Consider the following 1,503-nt stretch of genomic DNA (forward strand, 5'->3'; position numbering starts at 1 on the left):
GGTGCCGTGAAGGGGGGCATGGGGTTGTGGGCCGTCGTGTGGATCGCCCTGTCGTGGACGACCTTGGCAGATACGGCGTCCACGCCGGTGACACCCGTCCCGACCGGCGCGGGTTCGGTGGCCGGCTTTCGAAGGTTGCCGGGATCGGAGACGGGGCTGCAGTTCACCAACAGCCTTTCAGCGGCCATTTCGCTGACCAACACCATCGTCAACAACGGCTCCGGGGTGGCACTCGGCGACGTGGACGGAGACGGATGGTGCGACGTGTACTTCTGCCGTCTCGAGGGGCCGAACGTGCTGTTTCGGAATCTTGGTGGCTGGCGGTTTGAAGACATCACGGCGTCGGCGGGTGTGGCGTGTGACGGCCAGTGGTCCACGGGCGCGGTCCTTGCCGATGTGGATGGCGATGGTGACCTCGACCTCCTGGTCACTGGCATCGGCGTGGGCACACGACTCTTCCTGAACAACGGTCGGGGGCGCTTCGTGGAATCCATGAACTCCGGACTCGACCGGACCTCCGGGGCAACCTCGATGGCCCTGGCCGACATGGATGGCGACGGGGACCTCGACCTGTACGTGGCCAATTACCGTGCCGATACGATCCTGGATCTGCCCCGGGTTCGATTTGGGATCACGCGATCGAACGGCGTTCCCGTGGTGTCGCAGGTTGAAGGACGCCCTGTCGAAGGCAGTGCGTGGGCCGGACGGTTTGTGGTCGGGCCCCGCGGCCAGGTTCGCGAGGCAGGGGAGGCAGACCGACTGTATCGCAATCTGGGCGGCGGCCGGTTTGAGTGGGTGCCGTTTCCCCAGGCCTTTGCGGATGAATCGGGCGCCCCCGCAGCACCGCCGCTTGATTGGGGCCTCAGCGTGCTTTTTCGGGACTTCAACGGTGATGGGCTGCCGGATCTTTACGTCTGCAACGACACGGAATCTCCCGACCGGCTGTGGTTGAACGACGGTGCCGGCCGGTTTCGTGCCGCCCCGCCCCTGGCGCTGCGGCGTACGAGCCTGTCGTCCATGGGAGTGGATGTCGCGGATGTGAACCGGGACGGCGTGGACGATTTCTTCGTGCTCGACATGCATCCCAGGGGGCATAGGCCGCGGATGACGCAACGGGAGAAAGGACTGCCGTTCCTCCTGCCGGTGGGCTCTGACTCAGACCGGATGCAGGTTCCGTGGAACACCCTGTTCCTTGGGCGGGGCGACGGTACGTTTACCGAGGTCGGCAGGATGCACGGTGTCCACGGCTCGGACTGGTCCTGGAGCGCCCTCTTCCTTGATGTGGACCTCGATGGCTACGAGGACCTGCTGATCTCCAACGGATTTCACCGGGACGTGCTCGATGCAGACGCTGCGGCGGCGATTCAGCGCATCAAATCGTCGAGGCGTTTGTCGGCGGCTGAAGAACTTCAGCTTCGGGCGCTCTTCCCGGAATGGCCGACGGCGAACGTGGCGTATCGGAATGTGGGTGGGGAGGGGTTTGAGGAGGTTGGGGGGGTGTGG

The 1,503-nt window shown here is 65.0% G+C and carries 1 protein-coding gene; it reads left to right on the forward strand.

The window, feature by feature from the left end; translation table 11 throughout:
• The coding region (locus tag KF791_20895) for a VCBS repeat-containing protein (protein ID MBX3735041.1) at positions 1-1,503 on the forward strand (1,503 nt) is incomplete at both ends.

It is taken from the genome of Verrucomicrobiia bacterium (assembly GCA_019634635.1).
Taxonomy (GTDB): Bacteria; Verrucomicrobiota; Verrucomicrobiia; order Limisphaerales; family UBA9464; genus UBA9464.